This is a genomic window from uncultured Marixanthomonas sp., from assembly GCF_963974425.1.
Classification (GTDB): Bacteria; Bacteroidota; Bacteroidia; order Flavobacteriales; family Flavobacteriaceae; genus Marixanthomonas.
In genome coordinates this window covers 1-23065 of the sequence record NZ_CAXBCK010000032.1, presented here as the reverse complement: position 1 = coordinate 23065, position 23065 = coordinate 1, and the positions used below count along the sequence as shown (strand labels likewise).

General features: G+C 34.4%; 20 protein-coding genes and 2 tRNA genes. 10 read left to right on the top strand and 12 right to left on the bottom strand.

Annotated elements, in window-relative coordinates:
• Positions 1–11: 11 nt before the first annotated feature.
• The 4 genes from AACZ92_RS10460 (at position 12) to clpX (ending at position 3832) form a co-directional block, all read left to right on the top strand.
• The gene (locus tag AACZ92_RS10460; protein WP_339700835.1) at positions 12–356 is read left to right on the top strand and encodes a phage holin family protein; all 345 of its coding nucleotides are present in this window, start codon (positions 12–14) and stop codon (positions 354–356) included.
• Positions 357–476: 120 nt separating this feature from the next.
• Positions 477–1802: a trigger factor gene (gene tig / locus AACZ92_RS10455; protein ID WP_339700832.1), complete on the top strand. Its 1326-nt coding sequence runs from the start codon at positions 477–479 to the stop codon at positions 1800–1802.
• Between the two features lie 83 nt (positions 1803–1885).
• Entirely contained in the window at positions 1886–2560 is a 675-nt protein-coding gene (clpP, locus tag AACZ92_RS10450; protein WP_117158702.1) for an ATP-dependent Clp endopeptidase proteolytic subunit ClpP, read from the top strand.
• A gap of 36 nt (positions 2561–2596) precedes the next feature.
• On the top strand, positions 2597–3832 hold the full coding sequence (gene clpX, locus AACZ92_RS10445; protein WP_339700828.1) for an ATP-dependent Clp protease ATP-binding subunit ClpX: 1236 nt from the start codon (positions 2597–2599) through the stop codon (positions 3830–3832).
• A 90-nt stretch (positions 3833–3922) separates the two neighbouring features.
• Here the strand turns inward: clpX and AACZ92_RS10440 are convergent, their stop codons facing one another.
• A complete protein-coding gene (locus AACZ92_RS10440; RefSeq protein ID WP_339700825.1) occupies positions 3923–4108 on the bottom strand; it encodes a hypothetical protein in 186 nt (61 codons plus the stop codon).
• Positions 4109–4278: 170 nt separating this feature from the next.
• Entirely contained in the window at positions 4279–5793 is a 1515-nt protein-coding gene (locus AACZ92_RS10435; RefSeq protein WP_339700822.1) for a GH3 auxin-responsive promoter family protein, read from the bottom strand.
• Positions 5794–5837: 44 nt separating this feature from the next.
• Between AACZ92_RS10435 and AACZ92_RS10430 the strand changes: the two genes are divergently transcribed.
• Positions 5838–6632, top strand: a complete 795-nt coding sequence (locus tag AACZ92_RS10430; protein WP_339700819.1) for a DUF2797 domain-containing protein — start codon at positions 5838–5840, stop codon at positions 6630–6632.
• A 110-nt stretch (positions 6633–6742) separates the two neighbouring features.
• Here AACZ92_RS10430 and AACZ92_RS10425 read toward each other — a convergent pair whose 3' ends face one another.
• The 7 genes from AACZ92_RS10425 to AACZ92_RS10395 form a co-directional block, all read right to left on the bottom strand.
• The gene (locus tag AACZ92_RS10425) at positions 6743–7759 is read right to left on the bottom strand and encodes a DUF4421 family protein (RefSeq protein WP_339700816.1); all 1017 of its coding nucleotides are present in this window, start codon (positions 7757–7759) and stop codon (positions 6743–6745) included.
• A gap of 39 nt (positions 7760–7798) precedes the next feature.
• Complete coding sequence (locus tag AACZ92_RS10420) at positions 7799–8641, bottom strand: hypothetical protein (RefSeq protein ID WP_339700813.1); 843 nt, start codon at positions 8639–8641, stop codon at positions 7799–7801.
• A 143-nt stretch (positions 8642–8784) separates the two neighbouring features.
• A complete protein-coding gene (locus AACZ92_RS10415) occupies positions 8785–9354 on the bottom strand; it encodes a hypothetical protein (RefSeq protein WP_339700810.1) in 570 nt (189 codons plus the stop codon).
• A 212-nt stretch (positions 9355–9566) separates the two neighbouring features.
• On the bottom strand, positions 9567–10217 hold the full coding sequence (locus AACZ92_RS10410) for a LysE family transporter (protein ID WP_339700807.1): 651 nt from the start codon (positions 10215–10217) through the stop codon (positions 9567–9569).
• Positions 10218–10391: 174 nt separating this feature from the next.
• Positions 10392–10736 carry a hypothetical protein gene (locus tag AACZ92_RS10405; RefSeq protein WP_339700805.1) on the bottom strand — a complete coding sequence of 115 codons (345 nt, stop codon included), beginning with the start codon at positions 10734–10736 and terminating at the stop codon, positions 10392–10394.
• A 15-nt stretch (positions 10737–10751) separates the two neighbouring features.
• On the bottom strand, positions 10752–13400 hold the full coding sequence (locus tag AACZ92_RS10400; protein ID WP_339700802.1) for an AsmA-like C-terminal region-containing protein: 2649 nt from the start codon (positions 13398–13400) through the stop codon (positions 10752–10754).
• Positions 13401–13467: 67 nt separating this feature from the next.
• A complete protein-coding gene (locus tag AACZ92_RS10395; protein WP_339700799.1) occupies positions 13468–14199 on the bottom strand; it encodes a queuosine precursor transporter in 732 nt (243 codons plus the stop codon).
• Positions 14200–14303: 104 nt separating this feature from the next.
• Between AACZ92_RS10395 and folK the strand changes: the two genes are divergently transcribed.
• Complete coding sequence (gene folK, locus AACZ92_RS10390) at positions 14304–15431, top strand: 2-amino-4-hydroxy-6-hydroxymethyldihydropteridine diphosphokinase (protein ID WP_339700896.1); 1128 nt, start codon at positions 14304–14306, stop codon at positions 15429–15431.
• 140 nt (positions 15432–15571) lie between these two features.
• On the opposite strand, the gene AACZ92_RS10385 is transcribed toward folK, so the two are convergent.
• Complete coding sequence (locus AACZ92_RS10385) at positions 15572–16111, bottom strand: RNA methyltransferase (protein WP_339700796.1); 540 nt, start codon at positions 16109–16111, stop codon at positions 15572–15574.
• Between the two features lie 155 nt (positions 16112–16266).
• On the opposite strand from AACZ92_RS10385, the gene mutS reads away from it, so the two are divergent.
• The 3 genes from mutS (at position 16267) to AACZ92_RS10370 (ending at position 19184) form a co-directional block, all read left to right on the top strand.
• On the top strand, positions 16267–18891 hold the full coding sequence (gene mutS / locus AACZ92_RS10380) for a DNA mismatch repair protein MutS (RefSeq protein ID WP_339700793.1): 2625 nt from the start codon (positions 16267–16269) through the stop codon (positions 18889–18891).
• A 95-nt stretch (positions 18892–18986) separates the two neighbouring features.
• Positions 18987–19059 (top strand) — tRNA-Gly (locus tag AACZ92_RS10375).
• A 39-nt stretch (positions 19060–19098) separates the two neighbouring features.
• Positions 19099–19184 (top strand) — tRNA-Leu (locus AACZ92_RS10370).
• Positions 19185–19280: 96 nt separating this feature from the next.
• On the opposite strand, the gene AACZ92_RS10365 is transcribed toward AACZ92_RS10370, so the two are convergent.
• Entirely contained in the window at positions 19281–19772 is a 492-nt protein-coding gene (locus AACZ92_RS10365; protein WP_339700790.1) for a hypothetical protein, read from the bottom strand.
• The gene (locus AACZ92_RS10360; RefSeq protein WP_339700787.1) at positions 19750–19872 is read right to left on the bottom strand and encodes a hypothetical protein; all 123 of its coding nucleotides are present in this window, start codon (positions 19870–19872) and stop codon (positions 19750–19752) included. The genes AACZ92_RS10365 and AACZ92_RS10360 overlap by 23 nt, the downstream gene beginning before the upstream one ends.
• 547 nt (positions 19873–20419) lie before the next feature.
• On the opposite strand from AACZ92_RS10360, the gene AACZ92_RS10355 reads away from it, so the two are divergent.
• Positions 20420–23065, top strand: a 2646-nt coding sequence (locus AACZ92_RS10355) for an Ig-like domain-containing protein (protein WP_339700784.1), incomplete at its 3' end; no start/stop codon positions are given.

Sequence of the window (23065 nt, the reverse complement as noted above, 5' to 3'; positions counted from 1 at the left end):
AAACAAAAAAGATGAATACACTCTTAAAAATCCTATTAACGGCAGTAGCAGTTGTAGTACTTGCAAAAATTCTTCCTGGTGTGGCAGTTGAGGGCTATCTCTCCGCTATTATTGTAGCGATTGTTATTGCTTTACTTCGTTTTATCGTAAAGCCGATCCTTATTGTTTTAACCCTGCCAGTTACCATATTGACGTTAGGGCTATTCTTATTGATTATTAATGCAATTATAATTCTAATGGCCGATTGGTTTGTGAGCGGTTTTGCTGTTTCAAACATTTGGTGGGCTCTGTTATTTAGCTTATTGCTTTCATTTTTACAGTCGGTTTTGTTTTCGCTTTTGAATACAGAAAAATAACCAATTGAAATACAGCTCATACTATTTGTTAGCTTACTGAAATTGTCTTATTTTTGCAACCCGAAATTTTAAGGAAAAAGGAAAAGACAAAACGACCCTTCGAGGTAAATTTTTCAGAAAATGAACATTACAAAAAAAGACATTGATAATTTAAATGCTGTACTTACAGTAGAAATTTCAAAAGACGATTATTCAGACAAGGTAGAATCCATTCTGAAAAACTATCGTAAAAATGCCAATATTCCTGGTTTTAGAAAAGGTCACGTACCGATGGGAATGGTTAAAAAGCAATACGGTACAGCAATTTTGGTTGAAGAAGTAAACAAGCTACTTCAGGACAATTTGCATAAATATTTAACCGAAGAAAAGCTAGACGTATTAGGAAACCCAATCCCTAAAAACGAAAAAGAGGTAGACTGGAACGAAGAGGATTTTACGTTTGAATTTGATCTAGGCTTAGCACCACAATTTGATGTGGATGTAAAAGGTAAAAAGGCCATCACACATTACAAAGTTCTTGCTGATGATAAAATGATCAACAACCAAGTTGAGACTATTCGTAAACAATACGGAAAGTTAATAGCTAAAGATACAGTTGAAGACGGCGATGAAATTACAGGAACGTTTACCTCCGATGAAAAAGGTATCGACAATCCAGCTACTTTTAGCACCGAAGATATAAAAGGAAAAAAACAATTAAAAGCTTTAAAAGAAGCTAAAATTGGTGATGTTATTACCTTAAAAACAAAAGGACTTTTTAATGACGATCACGATAACCAAAAGCAATTAGGTGTTTCTCATGAGGATGCACACGGTTTGGATATAGAAGTTGATTTTAAAGTAGAAGAAATCAATACGCGTGAAATGGCAGAGCTAAACCAAGAGTTTTTTGATAAGCTTTTTGGTGAAGGTGTTGTTACTTCAGAAGAAGAATTGAAAGCGAAAATTAAAGAAGACGCTGAAAAGCAGTTTGAGCAACAAAGCGATCAGAAATTATTGAACGATGTTGTTGAAAATTTAATCGAAAACACAAAATTCGATCTTCCTGATGAGTTTTTACAGCGTTGGATTCAAGTTTCTGGTGAAAAACCAATGACTGATGAAGAAGCAAAAGCTGAATACGAGCGAAGCGAAAAAGGATTACGTTATCAATTAATTGAAGGGAAAATACGTAGCGAAAACGAAGCGTTACAAGTTTCTTTCGATGAGCTGAAAGACCACAGTAAGCAAATGATAAAAGCACAGATGGCTCAGTTTGGGAATACAAATCCGAGCGATGAAGAACTAGATGGTATTGCAGCGCGTATCCTTAGCAATGAAGAAGAAGTAAAACGTATGACTGAACAGTTAAATACGACTAAGATGCTTCAGTACTTCAAGGAAAACGCAAAACTAAAAGAAAAAGAAATTTCTTACGACGACTTCATAAAAGAAGCGTCTAAGTAATTCAGTAAAAAAAAGGTATCTTTAGGCGTTGAATATATGGGTTCAACGCCTAATTTTGTTTAAAGAAAATACATAAAAAATTTATGGACTACGGAAAAGAATTTAAAGACTTTGCTATAAAAGATCAAGGAGTAAGCAGTTTGTATTACGATAAAATTGTAAGTAGTATGAATCCTGTAGGCCTTACCCCAAATATTATTGAAGAACGCCAAATGAATGCAGTAGCAATGGACGTTTTTTCACGTTTAATGATGGATCGTATTATCTTTCTTGGTACAGGTATAAGTGACCAAGTTGCTAATATAGTGCAAGCGCAATTGTTGTTTTTAGAAAGTACAGATGCTTCAAAGGACATTCAAATTTATATCAACTCACCAGGCGGCAGTGTATATGCTGGTTTAGGTATTTATGATACCATGCAGTTTATAAAACCAAACGTGGCTACAATCTGTACAGGAATGGCTGCTTCTATGGCTGCTGTACTATTGTGTGCAGGTGAAAAAGGAAAACGAAGTGGGTTAACTCACTCTCGGGTAATGATTCACCAACCATTAGGTGGGGCGCAAGGGCAAGCTAGTGATATTGAAATTACAGCTCGCGAAATTATTACGTTAAAAGAAGAGTTATATAAAATCATCGCTAAACATAGTGGTCAAGATTACGAAAAGGTATATGAAGACAGTGATCGTGATTATTGGATGAAGGCAGATAAAGCATTAAAATACGGTATGATCGATGAGATTTTAACTCGTGGATAAATAAACATTTGATTACTAAATTTGAAAAAAGACAATATGTCGAAAGAAGAAGGATTAGAATGTTCCTTTTGTGGACGAAAAAAAGCCGAAACCAGCCTGCTCATCGCCGGTTTGGATGCACACATTTGTGACCGCTGTATAGAACAAGCGCATGGTATTGTGGTTGAAGAAGCCTTACACGCTACAAATAATGAAATTTCTAAAGATGTGATGCTAAAAAAGCCAACTACTATCAAGTCTTTTTTAGATGACTATGTAATTGGACAGGAGAATACTAAAAAAGTGATGTCTGTTGCGGTATATAATCATTACAAGCGTTTATTACAGCCAAAGACTGATGATGATATCGAAATACAAAAAAGTAACATCATTATTGTAGGAGAAACCGGTACTGGTAAAACCCTAGTAGCTAAAACAGTAGCAAGGATGTTAAACGTGCCTTTGGCAATAGTAGATGCAACTGTTTTAACTGAAGCAGGATACGTTGGTGAAGATGTAGAGAGTATTTTAACTCGTTTGTTGCAAGCCGCCGATTATAACTTAGAAAAAGCCCAAAACGGAATTGTATTTATTGATGAAATAGATAAAATTGCTCGTAAGAGCGATAACCCATCAATAACACGTGATGTTAGTGGAGAAGGAGTGCAACAAGCTTTATTAAAATTGTTGGAAGGAACTACCGTAAACGTGCCACCAAAAGGAGGTCGAAAGCACCCAGATCAGAAATTTATTGAAGTAAATACAGAAAACATCTTGTTTATTGCAGGAGGAGCTTTTGATGGTATTGAAAAGAAAATTTCAAAACGATTAAATCTGCAAGCGGTTGGTTTTAGTGCTTCTAAAAAGGAAGACTCTTTAGAGCGAAATAACCTGTTACGATATATTATCCCTAAAGATTTAAAAGACTTTGGTCTTATCCCAGAGATAATTGGTCGTCTCCCGGTATTAACGTATATGAATCCGTTGGATAAAGGAGCTTTACGAGCTATTTTAACCGAACCTAAAAACGCCATTGTTAAACAATATGAAAAATTGTTTGAAATGGACGAGATTGAATTGGTGATTACCGAAGAAGCACTTGATTTTATAGTGGGTAAAGCTGTAGAATATAAATTAGGAGCTAGAGGATTACGATCATTATGCGAAGCTGTCTTGACAGATGCAATGTTTGAGTTGCCAGGAACTGAAACGAAAGAATTACACGTAGATAAAGAATACGCTGAAGCGAAACTAAACAAATCAACCATTAAAAAGTTGAAGGCGGTTTCTTAAACTTTCAGAGTACATATTAAATTGAAAAAGCCCCGAAGAAACTACGCTTCGGGGCTTTTTACTAACTTAAACTAATCTAATGTAAATAATTTATGGTGTTGCAATAACAGTTTTGTTCTTCTTATGAAGAATTTTTTGCTGCATCACTTCTTTTTTGTTTTTTAAGGTATAACCAGCAACTTCATTTCCATTTTCTTTAGCAGAAACTGCTGTCGCACAAGATGCGGTTGAAAGGATAAGAAATGTTCCTAATAATATAAATGCTAATTTTTTCATTGTTGCTTATTGAGCTATTAATTTGAGACAAACGTACTCTGTAAGAAAAGTATTACCAAAAATTTTAGTTGAACGGAGTCAGAAACTCGTTAAAAAACACGCTGTTTTTCAAGTTTCGATTAAGTGTAAAAAAGCATCGATTTATGACACGAATAAAGGAGGTAAAATAATTAACTGTTTAAAGAAAGAAGCTCTTCTAAATACCCTCTGGAGTTTGAGAGTCGAGGGACTTTATGCTGCCCTCCTAATTTGTTTTTATTCTTTAACCAATCATAGAACAATCGTTCACGTGCGCAATGAATAGTTGGAGCTTTGAGGGTTGTGTTGTTGTTTCGCTTTGCCTCGTAGTCGCTATTTACTTCTTGAAGTGCTTTGTCTAATAGTTGTGAGAAAAAATCAAAGTCTTCTGGTGGGGTTTTAAATTCGATAATCCATTCGTGTGCTCCCTTTTCTTTGCCCTCCATAAAAATAGGGGCGGCGGTATAATCTACAATTTCAGTTTGAGTAAGGTGGGTAGCTTTTCGTAAGGCGGCTTCCGCATTTTCAATAATCAATTCTTCCCCAAAAGCATTGATGTGGTGTTTGGTTCGCCCTGTTACTTTAATTCGGTATGGATTTATAGAAGTAAACCGAATGGTATCACCAATTTTATAACGCCATAATCCAGCATTGGTGGTAATAATAATAGCGTAGTTTTGGTCTTTCTCCACTTCACTTAGGGGAATCACTTTTTCTTCAGGAGTTCCATAACTATCCATTGGGATGAATTCATAAAAAATGCCGTAGTCAAGCATCAACAACAATTCATTACTGCTATTTTGATCTTGAATGGCGAAAAATCCTTCCGAAGCATTATAAATTTCATAATACCTAAATGAATCTCTTGGTAATAATTTTTTATATTGATCTATATAAGGATCAAAGCTAACTCCTCCGTGAAAATATACTTCTAGGTTTGGCCATATTTCAAACAAATTTTCAGTACCTGTTTTTTCTGAAACAGCATGAAGTAAAACCAACATCCAAGAAGGTACACCAGCAAGGCTAGTTACTTTTTCGTTAATGGTTTGGTTTACAATAGCGTCTAGCTTGGTTTCCCAATCACCCATTAAAGAAACTTCATTGCTTGGGGTACTACTAAACTCAGCCCAAAAAGGCATGTTGTCTATTAAAATAGCTGAAAGATCTCCGTATACCGTTCCATTGTCTTTGTAGAGTTCTTTGCTGCCACCAAGACGTAGCCCTTTTCCCAAAAACAGTTGAGAATCGGGGTTATTATTCAAGTACATGCATAACAAATCTTTACTGGCGGCATAATGACAATTTTCTAATGACTCATCGCTTACTGGAATAAACTTGCTTTTTGCATTTGTAGTTCCGCTACTTTTAGCAAACCATTTAATAGGTTTAGGCCAAAAGATGTTTGTTTCGCCTCTTCTGGCTCGTTCAATGCGAGCTTCGTTGTCTTCGTAGGTGGTAACAGGAATCCGGTTTGCAAATTCTCTGTAAGTTTTTATAGAACTAAAGTCATATTCTTTACCAATTTCTGTATGTTTCGCTTTATCTAACAAGCTGTGTAATAGTTCTTCTTGTACCTCCACAGGGTATTTTAGAAACAGGTCAATTTGATGAAACCGTTTCTTTAAAAACCAGGAAGCAATGGAGTTTACTATGGGGATTGGCATATTTTGTCCTATCTTTAAAGCATAAAAATAACAATTTTCTTTTTATGAATTACGAAGGTGTGCTAACTAAAATGAAGACTGAAAATGGATCGCCAATTCAGTACTACTTAGTGTTTGAAAATGACTTCCTCAATGTCAATCAATTATTGAATAAAAAGGTATCCATAAACTTTCTGAAATTTCAATGCCTTAACTGTGGTTTAGAAAAGAAAATATATCGCCAAGGGTTTTGTTACGACTGTTTTTATGAAATTCCGCAGGCTGCAGATTGGATTATGAAACCCGAATTAAGTACCGCTCACTTAGATAAAGAAGATCGTGATTTAGAATACGAAAAAAGCGTGCAATTAAAACCTCACATTGTCTACTTGGCAAACAGTAGTAATGTAAAAGTAGGAGTAACCCGAAAAACCCAGGTGCCAACTCGATGGATTGATCAAGGTGCGCACGAAGCAATTGAAATTGTAGAGGTACCTAATCGCTATCTGGCAGGTATTACCGAGGTTGCTTTAAAAGAGCACGTAGCCGATAAAACTAATTGGCGAAATATGCTTAAAAATGATATTAAGGATGAAAACTTAGTGGAATGGCGAAATAAGCTGCAACAATATATTCCCGATGAAGCTAAGGAGTATTATATAGAAAATAACTCTGAGACAAATTTAGAGTTTCCAGTCTTGCAATATCCCACTAAATTAAAAAGCCTTAACTTACAGAAAACCCCTTTTTATGAAGGCGTTTTAAAAGGGATAAAAGCGCAATATTTGATTTTTGAAGATAACACTGTTTTTAATGTACGAGGGAATGAAGGGTATGTGGTTGAAATTTTAATTGGTTGATTTTTATTAAATGTTAGTGGTTATTCTTGATAAAAAAATACAGTTATAAATTATAAAACTCTATTTCAACGGTTTGGGTATAAAGCATAACACTTCGACAGTTGTTCGTTTTATATACCCAATTTACTTTCTACTATATCCATTATTTGCACCATTTTTTTTGGAGCATCAAACCGATAGCCTATATGAAATTCTAAAAATTGTTGATGGTCGTCAATTCTAAAATTGGTTTCTATGTTGTGGTAAAATGAATTAAAACTTGCCATCACGCCAGTAAAAATTTTCTTTGTATTGTATCCTATAGCCAATGTAATTTCAGTGCGATAATTAATTCCATCTAATGTAGAATTTGGCGTACCATCTTTAAAACCTGATGAGTGAACATTACTATAGCCTATGCCTCCATAGATTCCACCAGAAACCATAAGAGACTCTGTTAATGTCCAATTATAAAAATAAGATGGTCCAGCGACTAAATCAATATACTCATCTATGCCGTTACTATCGTCTTTAAATTGTGTGTAATAATAGCTAATTGTAGGTACAAAACTCCCCGAGCTTTTACGTTGCCACTCAGTCTGCCCAAAAATTGATCTAAATGAGAAGTTAGGGTTAAAACTATAAGCTGAAGAACCACCAATTTTTAAAACCTTCAAATCTGGAAAAATGATATTATTCTCTTTTGCAAAACCAAAATCTTTAGACTCAATAAAAAAACCTTTTGTTTTTGTAAATTCAAGATTCTGTATCCATTTTTTTATATAAAACCTTGTAGCTAGATTAAAAAAGTTAGTTTTTCCATTTTTATCATCATCATTATTAAATTTTATAAATGTTGGCGTATAACCTATATCAATTTCAATAAAGCGAAATTGTAAGGAAAAAGTTGAATTTATTTGTTGATTGGGTCTAATAACCGCGCTTAAATCATCTTCTTTACTTCTTAGCTTAAACGCATTAAATTTGTCACTCATCGCTACTCGAAAAGTAATTGCATCTTGATAGGTAATAATAGTACTTTTATTTTGCGATATACTATCTAATGCTTGGGCATGGAAATCTACTAGGACACTCGATAAAAATAGTATGATGCAAATTGCATGGTGTGAGAATCCTTTCAAAATCATTGTTAAGTAATGGTGTTTAATGATATCTTATTTTCTCGTTTATTTTTTAAAGAGTGGTGACCTTTTAGCTAGATAATTTAAGGTTACTTTATATGCATCTTCTGTTTGCCAAAAGGAATCGTGATCCTGGCTGAAAATATTATCCCCGTGATCGTTGTAGATATTCATGTTTATAGTTGTGGCATAGTCATCGGTACTTTTTCCATATGTGCTCGCAGATGCATTAGATTTTGCTACGCCCCAGATATTACCAATTTTATCTGTTCCTACTTTACCTTTCTGCTTAGAGTTTGCTGTGGTACTAGAATAAGTTGAAGTGCCTGTTTTTTCTACCGAAACTGTACCTTGTATTAAATATTCTACGCTTAAAATATTACACAATTCTCCCATGGTAAAACTATTAACGTTATCGTTTTTCACACCAGCTTTCGCTAATAGGGTGTTGGTTGTGTTAACGTCTTGATACTTTAATGTTAAGGCTTTGCCTTTAAAGATAGAGAAAGTTTCCCGTTGTATTTTCTCTGTCATTGCGCTAGACCCTCCTTCTTGATTTTTAATATAGGCAAATGGCAGTACGGCTACCTTGTTGTGGCGGTTTTCGGTGTTAGACACTGTTTTTTTAATGTCCTGCGCGTTGTTTACAAATTGTATTCTTCCAGAAGAAAAAGTAATTTTAGCTACATCTTTCTTGGGGACGGTATACTGAACGGTTTCGTTTTTGTAGATAAATTTAAAATCGTCATTTTCTACAGCATTTACAGTTCCTACCATCTCTTCACCGTTGGTTTTTAAAATGATATCACTTTGGGCAGAGACGATTGATGTAGTAAGTATAAAAAGTGTTATTGTGAAAAAAAATGATTTAGTAAATAGCTTTTTCATAAGGGTAAATTTTTAATTAAAGAAAGTATGATATTTAATTTTGTTTAGTGAAATTATAAAAAATAACAACAAAACCGATGCTGTAATTAATTTTACTTAAAAATTAATCTGAAAAACCATGTATTACTCAATAGATTTTAAAATCACGTTTCAATATTAAATAACCTTAATATAAATGAGAATTCATAGGCGATAAACAAAAGCACCAGAATCTTATGAAAAAGCGGGTTACTAATTTTAATCGCCAAAAGGCATAGAAGAATGTGGCTTATATTTCGAATGTAATATTCAGTATTAGTAACCAAAAAGTAACTATCGCCTTTTAGATAGGTGTCGATAAAATCTGCACCAAAAGTTAATGCCAGTATTGCAAAAAACCAACTTTTTCGAGAATAAAAATAATCTTTATAATCTTTATAATCATTTAAATCCTCAGGGTACAAAATTGCACAAAGCACAAAATACATAAGTATATAACAGATTATAAATAGATAGTTTAAAAAATACCACTGTTCGATAGTTTTTAAATTAAATTCCCACCACCAAAAGTGAATCATTAGTAAAAAAATATAAAAAACCCAAAGCAGATGAGCACCATACGTTTTTTTTCGATTGGGATGTTGTATAAAACGGACAGACCCTTTAATTAAATGAGTTAAACCAAGACCGAGTATAATAGCGATAACAGATTTTACATGTATAAACTCATTCATAGTGTATAGCTTGTTTATTGATAAATGGTTAATGATGGAATTTCATAGATTATAAAAAGTAATGTTTATCAATTACTTATAAAACTATATAAAACAAGTTGATTGCAATTTAAAAGTAAACGTTAAATTTAAATATTCACGTTTATTTAGTGAGATCAAATTTTATTTGATTTACAACAGAGTTAAATATCATTTTTTATAAATTATCGTTTTTATTCGATCAACATCCTAATAAACTGAACCACCGATCCAGCAACCAAAGCTGTGCCAATAATATTATAAACCAAAGGATGTTTTTTCTGCTTCCGTTCCTTAAGTTTATCACTCATTCTTCCGTAGTAATACAAGGTAATAACTTTTCCAAAGAAAATACCGGCAAAGAAAAGGATGAGGTTTAGTAAGGGGCTAAATTTTGAAAGAGAAAACAGATAGGTATTTGCAACTGTGATTAGCAAAATCCAAAAAATTAGGGCTGGCGGATTGATAAGTGCTAATAAAAACCCTTTCCAAAAGTTTCCAATTTGCCAAGTTTCAGATAACGGATTTTGAAAATCTACTTTAAAACGTTCTCGAAGTAAAACTAACGTCCCAATTATAAAAAAGATAAAAACAATAGCATATTGTAACCAGCGGTTTTCTTCAAAAAAATCAGTAAATATCCGGCTGTAATTCAGGGCGATAAATGATAAAAAAACGCTGCCTAGCCCAGCGCCTAGAGTGATGCGAAATCCTTTTTTAAAAGATTGCTCCAAAGTTGTTGTCACCACAGCAATATTTGATGAACTTGCAGGAATAGCGCCTAAGCCGGAAGCTAAAAATCCGGTTAGGAGAAAAATTAATAACATAAGGATATCATAAACCATGAAAAGATTTTTGATTGCGTTAAATATAAAGCAAAACTTTAGAGTAGCAATTAAAAAGGATACTTATAAAAGTAACCCCCAGTCAATTGCTTAGAATTGTTTATAGTTTCTAGTTAAGCTGAATTTTGCTTTACTAGCTTTTAATATCTCTAGTGGTTTTACTAATATCCGTTATTAATTTTTAACGTACTTAGATTGAAAAATAGAGTCTTTCGGGCTTTTTAAATATAGCGTGTCATTTTTATTACTGAATTTATAATCTAAAGTAGATGTCGTTTGTGGACTTACGCTTTCTCCAGCAGTTCTTTTAATATATAGTTTGCCATTGTCCATTTTCCAAGCATTAACAGAGTGTAGTCCAAACTTATCAATTATAAGCGAATCTTTGTAAAAGTGCATTGCTGTTTTATTGTGCATCGTGGTAGAGTTCCATTTTCCTAAAACAGTTTCTTTATCGTTATTCATAGAACAACTTGTCAACAAAATAAAAAACAGTGCTATTGTTGTGAGTACTTTCATAATATTTCTAAATAATTAATTTCTTTGGTTTGTGGTATCTTTTTTCTTGCCACCAAAAATACCACCTAAAATATCTTTTACAACTTTACCGGTGTTTTTTTCCGTTTCGGAGTCTGTTTTTGTTGTGTCTTTATCTTTATTTCCTCCTGAAATTAAATCTCCCAAAATATCTTTTCCTTTATCTTTCAATTCCTGTTTTTGTTTTTCAACAAGACGTTGGGTAAGCTCGTTAATTGCGGTTTTTGTATTTACAGATATAGAAGGACTAGTAAGAGTGCCAGTGATACCTACAGGGATAGAAACCGAAACGTTATCCGCATTCTCAGGGTCTAGTTTAGCCAATAATTTGGAGACATCACCACCTAAGTATTTTCCTGGAACATCAAGTTGAGCACTGTAATTAATGCTTTTGTCTAGACCGTGGCTTCCACTAACGGCAACATCGATACCTTTAACATCAAAATTGAATGGTTGTACTTCAATATTCCCGTTGTTAAATTTTAAAACGGTACTAACATCACGTAAACTAAGACGGTCTAAATTCAGAAAAGAAACTTGGTCGCCTAACTTTGAAAGCAAAGGCATTTGTTGTTTATCAACTTCAGCTGTTAAAATTTGTGCGACAGCATTTCCAGCTAAGGTGGAAAGTTTGGGGGTTAACTCTTCTGTTAGTTCTCCATTTAATTTCAGTTTTGTATTTAAATTACCTTGTAAGGCTTTAGCAATAGGCGCTATATATTGAAGCATATCTAGACTTTGAAACGATTGCTCAATATCTATTTTGCTTAAATCCAAATCCATTGCAAAGGTTGGTGTTTCATTTTTTGTTGAAACATTTCCGCCAAAAGCTATATTTCCACCAAAAATATTGGAAGTGACGTTGCTCAGCGTAGCCGTTTCGTTTTTAATGGTCGCTGTTCCTTTTACATTGGTTAAATTCAAATTATCATACACCACTTTGTTTGCTGAAAAGTTAAGTGTAGCATCTAGAAAGTCAGGAATTTTAATAGCTTCTTTTGTAGCTTTATTTTGTGTGTTTGTTTCTTCTTCAGAAGAAGAAGTTTCAGCTTTTTTATTGCCTGTTTCCGAAGCCATAAAATCGTTAACATTAAACGTGTTGGATTGAATGTTGAACGTACCTTTTAAATCTTGTTTCCCCATAATCCACGGAATTAGATTTTGCATCGTTCCAGTTGCCGAAACATCCGTTTTTCCTGTGGCTGCTTTAAACTCATTTAACTTTATATTGCCAGGAGTAAAAGAAACGGCAGCGTTGGCAATTTTTAATTCGTTATTAAAAGCTGCATCGTTGTAATTAAAACCAGACAAGCTCGCCGTACCCGAACTTTTAATATTTTGGTATTGTTCTTTCTCTATGGACTGCATATCGAAATTGGTAGTAACATCTGCTTTAAAAATACCGCTGAGGTTTTGTTCCATTTCAATAGGGGCTATTTTTTCTATGTTAGCCAAATTGATAGCTCCTTTAAGCGCCATATTCACTAGAGCATTTTCAGTTAGGTTTTTAATACTTCCGTTTGCTGAAAAGACTTCGTTGTCAATTTTAAAGGTAAGACCGCCAATGTTAACGTATGTGTCTTTCATCAAGCCAGTTTCATTTTTTAAAACGGCATCGATATGAATATTTTGAACCGCTTTTGGCAAGTCTGGGTATTTAAATGAGGCATTATCACTTTGTATGCTTATATCCATTTTCGGGATGTAGGTGTCATCAATTACTCCTTTCAACATTCCGTTTACAGAAAAGTTTCCGGTGGTGGTGACGCCGTCCAAATTTTTCACATACTCTTTTGGGATAACTGCCAAGAAATTTTTAAAGTCTGAAGACGGGGTTTTAAAGGTTAAATCGATCTCATTGTTGTTTTCGTTTACTTTTACAAAGCCATCGAAGGTAAGGGGTAGCTCGTTTATTTTAGCTTCATTTTCAAGAAAAGTGTATTTCTGGTTTTTTAAATCTAATTGAAAATCAGCGTTTAACGATATGGTGTTGTCCTTTAAATATTCAACATCATCTATTTTAAAAGACACTAACGCATTGGTTTGTGTTTCTAATTCTGAAACATCTAGGGAAAAATCACCGGTTCCTTCGTGGTTCACATCTTTTAAGATTAAAAACGTCTTGGTTGCTTCATCTAAATAATTGATGCGCGAATCGTTAACTTCATACTGTTGAAGGTCAAAAGTAAATCCTTCAGAAGTTTCAGAAGATTCAGTTGTTTCTGAAATTGGAGCACTCTCATCTTTTATGGCAATATCATAATTGGCGTTGCCAAGAGAATCTACTTTAATATTGATAAGCGCTTCGTTTAATTGCAACGCATCAACAATTATAGGGTCATTTCCGCTTTTAAACAATTGCGTAATGCCCATATCAAGTTTGATTGATTTTCCCTTTGCCAACGTATCGCCCTCAAACGGAGCTTTGTTTACTACGCTAAAGTCGTTAATTACCACAGCAGCATCTGGAAAGCTTTTAAATAAGCTCAAATCCATATCATTCCATTCAACTGTTGCGTTGAGGTTTTGGTTGATGTTTTTCTTCAACAACTTTTCTAAAGAACCCTTAAATAGAAAAGGGGCTGCTATGAGTAGTAAAACAAAGACTACTACTATAATTACTGCTATTTTTAAAAACTTTTTCATAAGTATGATTATCAATTTGTGGCTTCGATACATTCTTCGTTCCTCAGAATACTCAGCCACCTTTTGTCTATATTCTATTCTCTATATTCTTTTTCTCTTCTCCATACATTTCAATCTCTTCTCCCATTTTCAATCCAAATCGTTTCCGTAGCGCAAAAACTGAGGCGTATAATAAGGGTGTGTCACAGGCGGCGACCAATACTTTAAATAAAAATCCGCTTAACAATAAACCGCTAAACAGTGCCCAATCAATTTTTCCGAAGCTGCACAGTAAAAATAAAACGGTGAAAGTATCTATAAACTGTGAGAAAAAGGTTGAAAAGTTATTTCGTATCCATAAATGTTTTCCTTTTGTAAGACGTTTCCAAAAATGAAATATTTGTATGTCTATATATTGTGCGAATAAATACGCTAACATCGATGCCAATACTGCTATTGCGGTGGCACCAAAAACTTTATCGAAAAGGGCATCGTCTATCGGGCTCCAATCCGTCGCTGGGACAGCAGCCGAAGTATAGATAATCAATAAGGAAAAGAACGAAGCAAAAATTCCGGCAGTAACCACTTGATTCGCCTTTTTCTTTCCGTAGACCTCACTGATAATATCGGTAATTAAAAACGTGATCGGGTAGGGAAGTATACCTACGGAAATTTCGAAGGTGTAGATTCCAAAAAAATCCCAGTAAAAGAATTTCTGAAATATTAAATTGGAAACCACCAAGGAAGCAATAAATAAAGCGCCTAAAATCAAATAGATGCGCTGTGCCGATAAAAGGTCTTTTCGTTTTTGTATTTCCACGTATTCTTTTAAAAGAACAAAAATAATGGTAGGTATTTTTCTTTTCCTTAATTTCGTCTTAAATTAGTGAGACTACAATATTTTTAGACAATAGAATATATCCCATCAAACCACTTCAAAACATATACTTATCCCTAGGAAGTAACCTAGGTAACAAATTTGAAAACCTACAACAGGCTATCGATTCAATTTATGAAAACGTTGGTGCCGTTGTTAAGATTTCCCCTGTTTATAAAACGCCGGCAATGGGTTTTGAAGGTGATGATTTTTTAAATTGTGCCATTCACATTCAAAGTTCACTTTCACCTACTAAGGTATTAGAAACCATTCTTTCAATAGAACTGAAAATGGGCAGAGAACGGAAAAAAGTAGGTGAGTATATGTCGCGGCCTATCGATATTGATATTTTGCTAATCGATAATTTTGTAAAAGAGAGTGGTAAACTTACAGTTCCACATCCTGAAATGCATAACAGAAAATTTGTATTGCAACCACTGGCCGATATAGATGCACAAATGGAACACCCCATTTTTCAGAAAAAAATAATAAAACTTTTAGCTGAAACTACAGATACAAGTCAGTTGGAAAAACAATCCAAGTGGTTGGTAAACCCGAAAAGTGATTACGATATTTCAACCTTTAATTACATTGCTATTGAAGGAAATATTGGTGCGGGTAAAACAAGTCTGGCCACGCAGATGGCAACCGATTTTAATGCGAAACTGATTTTAGAACGGTTTAAGGACAATCCTTTTTTACCAAAATTTTATAAAGACCAACAACGGTATGCGTTTCCGTTAGAGATGTCTTTTTTGGCAGATCGGTATCAGCAATTACTGGAAGATATTAAACAGTTCGATCTTTTTAAAGAATGCGTTATAGCAGATTATGATGCTTATAAATCACTAATTTTCGCCAAAGTTACCTTAGCTGAAGAGGAATATGCTTTATACAAAAAGCTCTTTCATTTAATGCATAAAGAGTTACCTAAGCCCGATGTGTATATTTATTTGTATCAAAATACAGAGCGTTTGCTGGAAAATATAAAAAAACGAGGTAGAAAATATGAGCAAAGTATTGAAGCGGATTACTTGAAAAAGATAAATGATGGCTACCTAGAGTTTATAAAAAATCAACACGACGAGAGCATTAAAATAATTGATATTTCCGAATTGGATTTCGTAAAAAATCGAAAAGATTATTTGGCAATTTTAAAGCAGATTGTTGGGTAGTAAATCGGTGGTTTCGATACATTTTAACGAAGTTAAAACACTCAATCACCTTACTTTAGTTATTTAATAATTTAAAAGCTAAAAAAAAAGAGGTGGTTGAGTGTTTCACCAAAGGTGAAATTTATCGAAACCACCGGTGTTTATTCCTGCTTCAGTTTACTGAAAAAATCCCAAACAACAACCCCTACACTTACCGAGATATTTAAAGAATGTTTAGTGCCGTACTGCGGAATTTCAATCACCGCATCACTTGCTGAAACCACTTTTTGTTGCACGCCTTTTACTTCATTGCCAAAGACCACAGCATACGTCATTTCTTTCTGAAGTGAAAAATCTTCTAATGAAATAGAAAGCTCTGCCTGTTCTATGGATGCTACAAAAACACCGTCATTTTGTAGTTTTTCAATGACTTCGGTGGTGCTTTCTGCATATTCCCACTCCACACTATCGGTAGCACCCAAAGCCGTTTTTTGAATGTCTTTATGCGGTGGTTTTGCAGTGATGCCGCACAAGTAAATTTTCTTCACTAAAAAAGCATCGGCTGTACGGAATACAGAGCCTATATTATTTAGACTTCTAATATTGTCTAGAATAATTATAAGTGGTGTTTTATCGGCTTCTTTAAATTCAGAAGGAGAAATGCGTTCTAGTTCGCTGTTTTTAAGCTTTCGGTTTTGCATAACGTTCTTTTTCTTGTAAAAATAAGAAATATAAAACCCTTTTTCGCTTATTCAGATTTTTGATTCTTTGTTAATAAAACCCAACAACTTGTAGGGTTGAATTTTATGGAAAACAAAGCTGTTTTGCTATTTTTACATACTATTATTCAAAGATTATGGCTAAGAAAGTGACCCCATTAATGAAGCAGTACAATGCCATCAAGGCAAAGCATCCCGATGCGTTATTATTGTTTCGAGTAGGGGATTTTTACGAAACGTTTGGAGAGGATGCTGTGCGAGCAGCCAAAATTTTAAATATAACCTTAACGGCTCGAAATAATGGCGGTGATAATATAGAATTAGCGGGTTTCCCTCACCATTCATTAAATACCTATTTACCAAAATTAGTAAAAGCTGGTTGTCGGGTGGCTATTTGCGATCAGCTGGAGGATCCCAAGCAGACAAAAACTATTGTAAAAAGAGGCGTAACCGAATTGGTAACACCAGGAGTGTCGCTTAACGACGATATCTTAGAGTCTAAAAGCAATAATTTTTTAGCCGCTTTACATTTCAATTCCCCTGAAAAAGACAATTTAGGGATTGCTTTTCTAGATGTTTCTACAGGGGAGTTTTTAACTTCGGAAGGAAACATAGAATACATTGATAAATTACTTCAGAATTTTAACCCTTCTGAAATCCTCTTCAGCAAACAAAAAAGAAAGCAGTTTTCTGAAGCATTTGGCGACCAATATCATACCTTTCATTTGGAAGACTGGGTGTTTCAAATAGATTATACAACCGAAACGTTAAATAAACATTTCAACACAAATAACTTAAAAGGTTTTGGTGTTGATCACCTACAAAGCGGAATCATTGCGGCAGGAGCTGCATTGCATTATTTAGATGAAACACGGCACAACAAACTACAACACATTACCAAAATTGCCCGTATTGCTGAAGAAGAGTATGTGTGGATGGACCGCTTCACCATCCGAAATTTAGAGTTGTACCATTCCAATCAGCAAAATGCGGTAACCTTGTTAGATGTTATAGACAAGACCATTTCGCCTATGGGTGGACGCATGTTAAAAAGGTGGATGGCACTTCCGCTTAAAAACAGTGACGCTATTAATCGCCGTCACGAAGTGGTGAGTTTTTTGCTCGATAATAAGGAGGTTTTAACTCGAATTCAGCAATATTTAAAAAAAATGGGCGATTTAGAGCGCCTTATTTCTAAAGTTGCAACTGGGAAAATAAATCCGCGGGAAGTGATTCAGCTTAAAAATTCATTGGAAGCAATTATCCCAATAAAATCTGAGGCCTTACAGGCCAAAAATGAATCCATGCAGGTTATTGGCGAACAATTAAATGACTGCGAATTACTTCGGAAAAAAATAAAAGAAACACTTGTCGAAGAATCTCCGGTCAATATTTTAAAAGGAAGTGCCATTGCTGAAGGGTTTTTAGAAGAACTTGACGAACTCCGAAACATTGCGAACGGCGGAAAAGAATATTTAGACGATATGTTGAATCGCGAAGCAAAACGTACGGGGATTACCTCCCTAAAAATTGCTTCAAACAACGTATTTGGCTATTATATTGAAGTACGGAATACGCATAAAGATAAAGTGCCCGAGGAGTGGATACGTAAACAAACCTTGGTAAGTGCCGAGCGGTATATTACGGAGGAATTGAAAGAGTACGAAGCCAAAATATTGGGCGCCGAAGAAAAAATTCTAGTGTTAGAGCAAGAGTTGTTTGGTAAACTAGTAGAGTGGATGTTACAATTTATTGGTTCCGTACAACAAAATGCAACATTAATTGCCGAATTGGATTGCCTTTGTTCCTTTGCGGGCCATGCTTCAACGCATAATTACACGCGTCCATTATTAGATGATAGCTTAGATCTAGATATTAAAGAAGGCCGTCATCCAGTTATTGAGCAACAATTACCACCAGACAGCCCGTATATTGCTAATGATGTTTTCTTAGATAGGGAAAACCAGCAAATTATAATGATTACTGGTCCCAATATGAGTGGTAAATCGGCTATTTTACGACAAACTGCTTTAATAGTATTGTTATCTCAAATGGGGAGTTTTGTTCCTGCAAGAGCTGTTAGAATGGGGTGTGTGGATAAAATTTTCACCCGGGTAGGAGCGAGTGATAATATTTCAATGGGCGAGTCTACTTTTATGGTCGAGATGAACGAGACGGCTAGTATTTTAAATAATATTTCAGAAAGAAGTTTGGTGTTGCTTGATGAAATTGGTCGTGGAACGAGTACGTATGATGGTATTTCCATCGCCTGGGCGATTAGTGAATATCTACATGAGCATCCATCACGAGCAAAAACCTTGTTCGCTACGCATTATCATGAGTTAAACGAAATGACGGAAACTTTCGATCGTGTTAAAAATTATAATGTTTCGGTAAAAGAATTAAAAGACAATGTGCTTTTTCTTCGGAAATTAGTTCCAGGCGGTTCACAACACAGTTTTGGTATTCACGTAGCAAAAATGGCCGGGATGCCACAAGCTGTTATTAATCGGTCTAATAAAATATTAAAACGACTAGAACGCTCACATTCTTCAGAAGAGTTAACCGAAGAGATGAAACAACTTTCAAAAGATGAAATGCAGTTGAGTTTCTTTAAATTGGACGATCCTTTGTTGGAAGAATTGCGTGAAGAAATATTAGATATTGATATTGATACACTTACGCCGGTTGAAGCCTTAATGAAGCTCAACGAAATAAAGCGTATGTTGCAGCGAAATGCATCGATAAAAATGAAGAAATAAAAAACTCTATAAATTTTTTAAAAATAGCTTTGCTTTTAGGGTAAAAGTTTTAAATTTGCATCCGCTTATATAAGTAAGCTTAGTTCTTTAAAAACGCGAAAATAGCTCAGTTGGTAGAGCGCCACCTTGCCAAGGTGGAGGTCGCGGGTTCGAATCCCGTTTTTCGCTCAGTATCTTTTTAATAAACTAAAAGAAAAATATACCAATGCTGAAGTGGTGGAATTGGTAGACACGTTGGACTTAAAATCCAATGAGCAGAAATGCTCGTACGGGTTCAAGTCCCGTCTTCAGTACAAAAGCCTTGTCATTTATGACGAGGCTTTTTTGGTTTTATATAGTAAGTAGTATGTGGAAGGTTTAAAAGAAACTCTAAAAAATAATTAGTAGATTTATAGATCGTCGCTCAGAAGCTTTTTAATTTCATCATCGACTTCTTTTTTAAGTCCGTCGTCATTGTTGCTTTTCTTTCCTGCAATGTAAGATATATATATAAGAAGAATTAAAATTGGAAGAATGATTGGTAAGGAATACCAAAAGTCAAACTCATCAATATATTCAATTTTGTAGTTAATAACTCCCGATAGTTGAAAGAGAAACATAGTAAAAGGAATTAAAATAGCGTATTTCCACCAATTTTTTGAGGTTAAAAACCAAATTCCTGTAAGAAGAACAAAGGTTGATTTAGTAGCAAGGGCGTGAAGATATACTTGAACGCTTCCAAAGCCTCCAGGTGTAATGGTTCCAAAAAACGTGTCCCATTCTTCTCCACCTTTTGGGGCTAACTTATAGAAATAAAATAAAAAAGGTGTTGCTACCAAAAATATAGTTAACAACACCCCGTTTATAAAAGTTCGTTTTTTATCCGTTAGGCGGGATTTCATATTCTGATTTGTCGAGTTGCTGCTCATCTGTTGCTAAAGATTCTGGGGTACAACTTGCTGCAAGCGCAAGGACTGCTAAAATAAACATAAGTTTTTTCATGATGTATAGTTTTTAAGTTAAATTCTGATACAAACATACAGGGAAATACTTAAAAATCTAATAGTCAAATAAATATATGTTTTTCTTACATTTGTAGGTTAACTATTTAATAAAAATTTTTTATATCGGTCAAAATTAGCTAAATATTCGCTAAAAAGCATTTTAAGGAAGATTATAAGTTTATATTTAACATATAATTAACTTTTTTAAAATGGTGTTTATTCTGCTCAGTATCAATTTTTTTACTCTCCATCCGTTTTAAATTTATTATTAAATATCCTTTTTAAAAACCGGTTATTTTTTATTTACGTAAATAATAAAAAGTTAATAAAATTTGATGTATTTTTTTTAATCACTACAATTTTGTATTTTATCTATATAAAACTACGTTTCATCTACACTAATTAATCGCCTAACTGTTTAAAGTGTTAATTTTTACGATTAAATGTAGTTTTGTTCAAATTTTGGTTACACCATATAAATATCTAAACTAATCCCTTAAATCTAAGTCCTTGCTTATGAAAATATTTACTCCTCAAACACTTAAATGGGCTACATTTTTTTTCTTTTTTTCTTAGGAATTAATCTAGTTTTTTCACAATCAACACCCCGATTTGGTGCCTCTCAAGGAAGAACTTTACTGTCAGGTACTGAAGGCGCTGAAGGTTCAAGATATCTTTTTCAGAATGTTGTTACCAATGTTGATGGTACTGGTATAGATGTAGATGCTGTCTTAACGATTTTAGATTTAAACAATATTACGGTAAGCTCTGTCGATAGTAATGTTGGCCTTGATGATCGATTTGAACCACAAACACAAACAACTTCAGCCGGAGGATATGTAGAGTGGGAATTCCGCTTTGTACGTTCTGGTACGGCTAATGCTACTAGCAATGGGGTGCCAATTTTAATAGATTCTTATACATTAGAAGCAATTGATGTTGATGGAGAAGAGTTTTTTGAGGTACTGGTTCCTGAATCTTATACCATAGAGGGAGGGGTTAGTCCTACTCCAGCGGGTTGTCCACAAGGTTCAGGTGCTACAAATAATAATATTGGATGTCCGTCTTCTTTACAGGTTTCTACAAATGGAGACTTTACAAGATTTTCAAGTGGTACAGATTTCTCTGCTGGAATTCGTAAAGAAAGAACTGAGTATATAGCTTCAGTTCAATATAACAATGTAAGTAGACTTGTCTTTCGAAATGGTCAAAATATAGTTGGGAATGTAAGGCAAAACTCTGTAAGCTTTTTAGGGGAGGTAGATTTTGTTGTAGAAAACGAAGTGCAAGAGAATACGTCTCCTGTTGTGGTTGACAATACACCTAATTATATGCCTAAGAACACGAGCATTTCAGTTAATGTATTAGACGGTTCATCCGATGCAGAGAATAATATAGATTCAAGTACTGTACTTTTAATAGACCCAAACGACTCTAACAATGTAGGGCGTTTGGGGAGTCCATTAACTATACCTGGGGTTGGTACATATACTGTAAACAGCCTAGGTGATGTTAGTTTTGTTCCGGTCTCGGGATATGTGGGTAATGCAAACGTAAACTTTAGAGTTCAAGATAGAGCTTTAGCCTCTTCCAATTTAGCTACTTTATTTATTTCTGTACAAGAGGATTCAGATAATGATGGAGTATCAAATAATAATGATTTAGATAATGATAACGATGGAATTTTAGATAATGAAGAACTGGCTTGTGCAGAAAATACGAATCAACTAATTTGGAATGATCATTATGTAGAAGGCAATACTTCAACAAGTGGAGAAGATCCTACTGTGGCAACTGCAAACCCACCCCTTTCTTTTAATGGAGTGGATGTTACTCTAAATAGAACAACTAATACCACCGGAAACTGGAGGATTAATTCTAATTATGTTCCTTCAGGGTATACTTGGTTACAAGCAGCAATTAATGAGGGGAGATCTGTGCATACCTTTAATTTTTCAAAAGACGTTTATAACCTTTCATTTACAATTTTAGATATAGATACGGGGTCTAACTTTACAGATGAAGTTTTTTTTGAAATCACCTCTAATGGAGCTCAATATATAATGACTCCTTCAGATTATACATTAGGTGCTAATATTTCAAGAACTGATAATAACACATTTACGGGGGGTGGTACTGATGAAGATTTACAAATAAATTTAACGGTACCAGTTACTTCAGTAAAAATAACTTATAGGCAAGTTGGTCCTACCCCTAGTAGCAATCAAGGTTCAGGGATTAGTGATCTTACATTTTGTGTTCCAGTTGATACAGATTTAGATGGTACTCCAGACTATCTCGATACCGATAGTGATAATGACGGTTGTTTTGATGCTGATGAAGCTTATGACGATGTTGATGCAGACTCTAATAATGATGGTACCTATGGCGATGTTGTGGATTCATCAAATGTGAATAGTGACGGGACAGTACAAGGAGCAGGATATCTAGGTACAAATGCAGGTGTTACTACGGCAATTAATATCTCAATTGACACTGAAGCGGATGATGAAGATGTAACCGAAGGAGAAACCGCAACCTTTTCGGTTTCAGCCTCAGCATTAGAAGCTTCAAGCTTTACAAATGGAACGCCAAACTATGATACTGAAGCCAATAGTGGTTTACAATACCAATGGTATGTAAATAATACAATTATTAATGGAGAAACGAATGCGACCTTATCACTTGCAAATGTAACTCCTGTTATGGATGGAAATATCTATAAAGTAGAGGTGAGTCATAATGACAAAGTTTGTTTTGAAGAATCTCAAGGAACATTGAATGTAAATGGTTCCCCAATAGCAGTTGATGATACATATAACATCAACGAAGACAATCAAGTAACATTAAATCCTTTAAATTTAGATAGTGACCCTGAAGGAGATATCTTATCAATTACTTCTATAAATAATATAACCTTAACTCCCGGAACAGCTCAATCAATACCTGTATCCAATGGCGTAGTAGAAGTAGATTCAGCAGGGAATATAATATTTATCCCTAATGATGACTTTTTTGGACAGGTTACATTTCCATATGAAATATCTGATGGAAACGGAGGAACTGATTCTGTAAATCAAATTATAAATATTGCATCTGTTAATGATTTGCCTTCACCCGTAGACGATGACTATACAGTGGCAGAAGATGAGAGTATTGAGTTACTACCTTTAACGGGTGACAGTGATTTG

Excerpts from the sequence above, each read along its gene's own strand:
- AACZ92_RS10460 (WP_339700835.1), top strand. The coding sequence starts at position 12 with ATGAATACACTCTTAAAAATCCTATTAACGGCAGTAGCAGTTGTAGTA.
- tig (WP_339700832.1), top strand. The coding sequence starts at position 477 with ATGAACATTACAAAAAAAGACATTGATAATTTAAATGCTGTACTTACA.
- clpP (WP_117158702.1), top strand. The coding sequence starts at position 1,886 with ATGGACTACGGAAAAGAATTTAAAGACTTTGCTATAAAAGATCAAGGA.
- clpX (WP_339700828.1), top strand. The coding sequence starts at position 2,597 with ATGTCGAAAGAAGAAGGATTAGAATGTTCCTTTTGTGGACGAAAAAAA.
- AACZ92_RS10440 (WP_339700825.1), bottom strand. The coding sequence starts at position 4,108 with ATGAAAAAATTAGCATTTATATTATTAGGAACATTTCTTATCCTTTCA.
- AACZ92_RS10435 (WP_339700822.1), bottom strand. The coding sequence starts at position 5,793 with ATGCCAATCCCCATAGTAAACTCCATTGCTTCCTGGTTTTTAAAGAAA.
- AACZ92_RS10430 (WP_339700819.1), top strand. The coding sequence starts at position 5,838 with ATGAATTACGAAGGTGTGCTAACTAAAATGAAGACTGAAAATGGATCG.
- AACZ92_RS10425 (WP_339700816.1), bottom strand. The coding sequence starts at position 7,759 with ATGATTTTGAAAGGATTCTCACACCATGCAATTTGCATCATACTATTT.
- AACZ92_RS10420 (WP_339700813.1), bottom strand. The coding sequence starts at position 8,641 with ATGAAAAAGCTATTTACTAAATCATTTTTTTTCACAATAACACTTTTT.
- AACZ92_RS10415 (WP_339700810.1), bottom strand. The coding sequence starts at position 9,354 with ATGAATGAGTTTATACATGTAAAATCTGTTATCGCTATTATACTCGGT.
- AACZ92_RS10410 (WP_339700807.1), bottom strand. The coding sequence starts at position 10,217 with ATGGTTTATGATATCCTTATGTTATTAATTTTTCTCCTAACCGGATTT.
- AACZ92_RS10405 (WP_339700805.1), bottom strand. The coding sequence starts at position 10,736 with ATGAAAGTACTCACAACAATAGCACTGTTTTTTATTTTGTTGACAAGT.
- AACZ92_RS10400 (WP_339700802.1), bottom strand. The coding sequence starts at position 13,400 with ATGAAAAAGTTTTTAAAAATAGCAGTAATTATAGTAGTAGTCTTTGTT.
- AACZ92_RS10385 (WP_339700796.1), bottom strand. The coding sequence starts at position 16,111 with ATGCAAAACCGAAAGCTTAAAAACAGCGAACTAGAACGCATTTCTCCT.
- mutS (WP_339700793.1), top strand. The coding sequence starts at position 16,267 with ATGGCTAAGAAAGTGACCCCATTAATGAAGCAGTACAATGCCATCAAG.
- AACZ92_RS10365 (WP_339700790.1), bottom strand. The coding sequence starts at position 19,772 with ATGAAATCCCGCCTAACGGATAAAAAACGAACTTTTATAAACGGGGTG.
- AACZ92_RS10360 (WP_339700787.1), bottom strand. The coding sequence starts at position 19,872 with ATGAAAAAACTTATGTTTATTTTAGCAGTCCTTGCGCTTGCAGCAAGT.